Raw genomic sequence first — 5,105 nt, 5'->3', positions numbered from 1 at the left:
CCGTACAGCACCCCGAACGCAATGCCCAGTACCAGCGCAAACCAGCCCACCAGTGTGGCCTGTGCCATCAGTTCGCGCACGCTGTCCGAGCGGGCCACATAGGGCGCCAGCAGGATGACCAGGCCAATCAGGGCGCAGGTCACGCCCTTGAACAGCAGCTCCTTGTCGGCCTTGCGGGCAGCGGCGTTGCGGGGTTTGTCGGTAGGGGCGGGCATGGCAGAAAGAACGCGGTGGCGAGGAGCGGCAAAGAGCGCGATTATCCTTGCCACCCTAAGAACCTGTTGAATCAAGAAGAAAGTACCCCTCGCATGGCCATCCAGTGGTTCCCCGGTCACATGCACCTGACCAAGAAAGCCATCACCGAACGCATCAAGGACATTGATGTGGTGATCGAGGTGCTGGACGCGCGCCTGCCCGGCTCCAGCGCCAACCCGCTGCTGGCCGAGATCACGGGCCACAAGCCCACGCTCAAGGTGCTCAACAAGCAGGACGTGGCCGACCCCGAACGCACAGCCTTGTGGGTGGACTGGTACAACGCCCAGAGCGACACGCGCGCCGTGCCGCTGGATGCATCCGACGCCGCGCCTGCGCGCAAGCTCATCGACGCCTGCCACCTGCTGTCGCCCAACCGGGGCGGCATGGCCAAGCCCATGCGCGTGCTGATCTGCGGCGTGCCCAACGTGGGCAAGTCCACGCTGATCAACACGCTCAGCAACAAGCGCCAGGCCAAGACGGGCGATGAGGCGGGCATTACCAAGCTGGAGCAGCGCATCACCCTGGCCGACGATTTCTATCTGTGGGACACGCCCGGCATGCTGTGGCCGCGCATCATCGTGCCCGAAAGTGGCTACAACCTGGCCGCCAGCGGCGCCGTGGGCCGCAATGCGTATGACGAAGAACTGGTGGCGCTGGAGCTGCTGCGCCGCCTGCAGCAGCACTACGCCCCGCTGCTAGAGGCGCGCTACAAGCTGGGCCTGCCCCCCGGGGCCATGGCAACCATGCAGGACGACGAACTGCTGCAAGCCATTGGCAAGAAGCGCGGCGCCATGCTGGGCGGTGGCCGGGTCAACCTGCAAAAGACGGCCGAGATCGTGATGACCGACTTCCGTTCTGCCATCCTGGGACGCATCACGCTCGAGACACCCACAGAGTTTGAAGCCTGGCGCGCAGTCGGCCTGGCCGAAGATGCCAAGCGCCAGGCCAAGAAAGACGCACGTGCCAAGGCCAAGGGCAAAGGCTCGGGTGTGCGGGAACCGGCTCCGGGCAGCGAAGGTGGCGCAGCCTGACCCGCGTTGTGGGGGCCACCCGGGGCGAGCGCCCGGGCAAGCCCCGTCCCCCTGTTGTTGGCGTGCCGCCGCTGGCATTTTGCGGGTAGGCGTTTGCCAAAGCTGCGGTTACGATGATTTCCCCCCTCCCACCTCCCGTTGCCATGGCCGAAGCCTCTGCAGTTGCGTTGCCTGACCACGAAGACGCTACAACCCGCCACCTCGTGAGGGTGGCGGGTTGGGCCGTGATGTTGCTGGGAATCGCCATTGGGTTGCTGCTTTTATGGGATGAGCCGGTGCAACCCGTGCGCATCGGACTCAATTTCCTGGCGGCGCTGGTGGGTGGCACGGCGCTGCTGCTGGCGCGTTGGCGGCGTTGGACGCTGGCCACCCATCTGCTGGTCTGGGGCGTATGGGTATCCGTGTCGCTGGTGGCGGCCCGCAATGGCGGCGTCAATGGCCCCAACCTGCTCAACTACCCCGTGATCATTGTGCTGGCCGGCTGGTTGCTGGGGGTGCGCGCCACGATCACCCTGGTGGGGCTCACGGCACTGCTGTTTCTGGGCTTCATCTGGGCCGATGTACAGGGCATGTTCAGGCCGGTTCTGGTGGCCAACCGCGTGGCAGGGGCGGTGTACCTGGCGGGCATCCTGGTGCTGACTGCGGCGGCCACGCTGCTTTCGCGCCGCAACTACATGAGCCGGGTGCGCGAGGCGCAGCAGACCGCGGCCAACCTTGCGGCCAGCGAGGCCTCGCTGCGCAAGCTGCTGCGGGCCGTGGAGCAGAGTCCGGAGGCCATCGTCATCACCGACCTGCGGGAAGACATCGAATACGTGAATGATGCCTTCGTGCGCCGCACGGGCTACGACCGCGATGAAGTGGTGGGCCGCGCATCGGCCGAGTATTCATCCAACGGCCTGGCGCCCGCGCAACGTGAGGGCCTGCGCTCCACCCTGGCTCGGGGTGACAGCTGGGCGGGCGAGCAGGTCAACTACCGCAAGGACGGTCAGGCGATGATCGAGTCGGTGGTGGTGGCGCCCATCCGCCAGCCCGATGGTCGCGTAAGCCACTATGTGGAACTGAAACAGGACATCACCGAGCGCAAGCGTGCAGCCGACGAGATCCACCGCCTGGCGCATTTCGACAGTCTCACAGGACTGCCCAACCGCTCCACGCTCATGGAGCGGCTGCAGACCCTGCACGGTCGCACGGGGCGCCCGCCCTCCATGCAACACGCGCTGCTGCTGCTGGACCTGGACCGCTTCACCACCTTCAATGACGCGCGTGGCAGCGAGATGGGCGACCGCCTGCTGTGCGCCGTGGCCCTGCGCCTGTCCGAAATACTTCCCGCCCAGAGCTTGCTGGTGCGTGTAGCGGGCGATGAGTTTGCCGTGGTGCTGCACGGCCTGGGGGTGGATGTCTCCCTGGCCAGCCGCCACGCGCTGGCCTTTGCCGCCAAGCTCCAGACCACCCTGCTGCACCCCCTGCGCCTCGAAGGCGATGCGCAGGACGCCCAGCTGGGTGCCAGCGTGGGCATCACGCTCTACCCGCAAACCACGGGCGATAGCGCGCACGACGCCTTGCGGCGCGCGGGCATGGCCCTGCACCGCGCCAAACAGGCGGGTGGTGGGCAGGCAGCGTTTTTTGAGCAGGGCATGGGGGAGGCGGCCGAGCAGCGGTTTCGGCTGGAGCGCGAGCTGCGCCATGCGATCGGCGCGGGCGAGCTGCGGCTGCACCTGCAGTCGCAGGTCAACGTGGAAGGCCAGCTCACCGGGGCCGAGGTGCTGGTGCGCTGGCAGCACCCGCGCGACGGCCTGGTGCCACCGGGCCTGTTCATCCCCATTGCCGAAGAGTCCGACCTCATCGTGAGCCTGGGCGAATGGGTGCTGGCCCATGCCTGCGGGCTGCTCGCCCAACCTGCGTTTCGCGATCGGCGGCTGCGGCTGTCGGTCAACCTCAGCGCCCGCCAGTTCCGGCAGGCGGGCTTTGTGCCGCAGGTGCGTGCGCTGCTGGACTCCAGCGGGGCAGACCCTCGGCTGCTCACGCTGGAGGTGACCGAAGGGCTGGTGATCGAAGACTTTGACGACACGGTGGCCAAGATGCGGGAGCTGGCCCAACTGGGGGTGGACATCTCGCTCGACGACTTTGGCACGGGCTATTCGTCGCTGGCCTATCTCAAGCGCCTGCCTATCCAGGAGATCAAGATCGACCGCTCGTTTGTGCGCGATGCGCCCACCGACGCCGACGATGGCGTGCTGGTGGAAGGCATCTTGTCAGTGGCGCGCCACTTTGGCCTGCGTGTGGTGGCTGAAGGGGTGGAGACCCAGGCGCAAGCCGACTTCCTGAGCCAGCGCGCGCCAGAGATCGTGTACCAGGGCTACCTTTTCGGTCGGCCAGAGCCCGATACGCAGTGGCTGGCCCGCCTGGTGCCTGCAGAGACGCAGCGGTAAGGGCGTGCGGGGGCGTATGTCCGCGAAAACCCAAGCAAAAAAGGCCGTCTGCGCCTGATGGTAATAAGATTGTTGCTATATTATTTATAGCAATCCATCGTGTTTGGTGCCCCGGACAGGCTACTTGTTCTTGTCCTTGCCCTTGGGAATGACACTGGTGACGGGCGGCATGGGGCGGTCAGAGCCGCTGTATTCCTTGGGGGGCGAAGTGTCCTTCTTGGGCTTCTTTGCCATCTTGTTGCTGCGTTGTTCGCCTTTGGCCATGGGTTTTCCTTGAAGGGTCTCGGGATGGGACCGTGCCGCATGGTACGGCACAAATCGGCGGGGCCAGTGGGGGCCGGGCTGCGCCGTTTCCGGGCCTGCACCATGGCATGTGCGACAAGGCCAGCGCCCATCCGTGACGTTTTGCGCAAAAAGCGCGTGCAGCCGCTGCGGTGCGCGCACCCACAAGGTGGCGTGGGGCTGGGGCCTCTCCTATCATGGCGTCGCCAACGGATCCCATGCAGTCAACCGGAGAGCGTTCATGATCAAGACACTGTTTCGCCAATGGGCCGCGTCGCTGTGCCTCGGCTTCCTGGCCCTGGCCAGTCAGGCTCCGGCCGCAGCGCAAGACCTGCCCGGCGCCAAGGATCACCCTGCCGTGAAGCGTTTTGGCGGCAGCACCATCGTGGGCTACGAGGTGCGCAACTTTGATGCCGTGGAGTTCCAGACCTCGACCTTCAAGGAGTTTGACCTGCAGACCTACAGGCGCATCTATGTGCAACCGCCCCTGGCGCTTGAAGGCAAGCTCACCCGCTTGTGGTACGAAGCCCCGGGCGCCACGCGTTCGCTGGAGCTGTTCCGCAACTACGCGAACGACCTCACTGCCAGCGGCTTTGCGGCGCTGTACGACTCCACCCGTGACAGCGCTGCTGGCAGGTACACCAACTTTCTGGCCAGCCTGAGCAGCGGTCGCCGCGATTTCGTCAAGAACAACCGCAGCGAGTACGTGATGTATGCGGCCAGTGCCAGCAGCCTGCGCACCGGCACCTTCCAGAAGGGCAACACCACCGTGCGCCTGATCGCCATCGACTGGCCCAAGGACGAGCCCACCTACAAGGCCAAGCAGGGTGCCTACATTGCCGTGGACATCCTGGAGACCCAGGCCATGGAGCAGAACATGGTGGTGGTCAGCGCATCCGACATCAGCAAGTCCATCACCGTGAGCGGCAAGGTCGCCATCTACGGCATCCTGTTCGACACCGGCAAGGCCGACGTGAAGCCCGAGTCCAAGCCCTCGCTGGAGCAGATCGCCGCCTTCCTCAAGGCCGAGCCCACCGTCAAACTGCACGTGGTAGGCCACACCGACAGCGTGGGCAGCTTCGACAGCAACCTGGCCCTGTCCAAGCGC

Annotated in this window: 5 protein-coding genes; 3 read left to right on the top strand and 2 right to left on the bottom strand. The window is 65.6% G+C overall.

Going from position 1 to position 5,105, the window contains the following annotated elements; genetic code table 11:
• Nucleotides 1–215 (bottom strand): hypothetical protein (locus tag DBR12_RS17445; protein WP_108618438.1); only part of this gene is annotated, 215 nt, incomplete at its 3' end.
• A 93-nt stretch (nt 216–308) separates the two neighbouring features.
• Between DBR12_RS17445 and ylqF the strand changes: the two genes are divergently transcribed.
• Both ylqF and DBR12_RS17435 read left to right on the top strand, forming a co-directional pair.
• Nucleotides 309–1,286 (top strand): ribosome biogenesis GTPase YlqF, encoded by a 978-nt coding sequence (gene ylqF, locus DBR12_RS17440; RefSeq protein WP_108618425.1) that lies wholly within the window; start codon nt 309–311, stop codon nt 1,284–1,286.
• Nucleotides 1,287–1,429: 143 nt separating this feature from the next.
• Nucleotides 1,430–3,715 carry a bifunctional diguanylate cyclase/phosphodiesterase gene (locus tag DBR12_RS17435; protein ID WP_108618424.1) on the top strand — a complete coding sequence of 762 codons (2,286 nt, stop codon included), beginning with the start codon at nt 1,430–1,432 and terminating at the stop codon, nt 3,713–3,715.
• A 120-nt stretch (nt 3,716–3,835) separates the two neighbouring features.
• Here DBR12_RS17435 and DBR12_RS22380 read toward each other — a convergent pair whose 3' ends face one another.
• Entirely contained in the window at nt 3,836–3,979 is a 144-nt protein-coding gene (locus tag DBR12_RS22380) for a hypothetical protein (RefSeq protein WP_165773866.1), read from the bottom strand.
• A gap of 259 nt (nt 3,980–4,238) precedes the next feature.
• Here DBR12_RS22380 and DBR12_RS17430 point away from each other — a divergent pair.
• The coding region (locus tag DBR12_RS17430) for an OmpA family protein (protein WP_108618423.1) at nt 4,239–5,105 on the top strand (867 nt) is incomplete at its 3' end.

Origin of the sequence: Acidovorax sp. HMWF029 (genome assembly GCF_003060895.1) — a bacterium.
Classification (GTDB): Bacteria; Pseudomonadota; Gammaproteobacteria; order Burkholderiales; family Burkholderiaceae_C; genus Acidovorax.
Note: the sequence above shows the minus strand (reverse complement) of the source record. Positions and strands in the feature narration are given on the sequence as shown.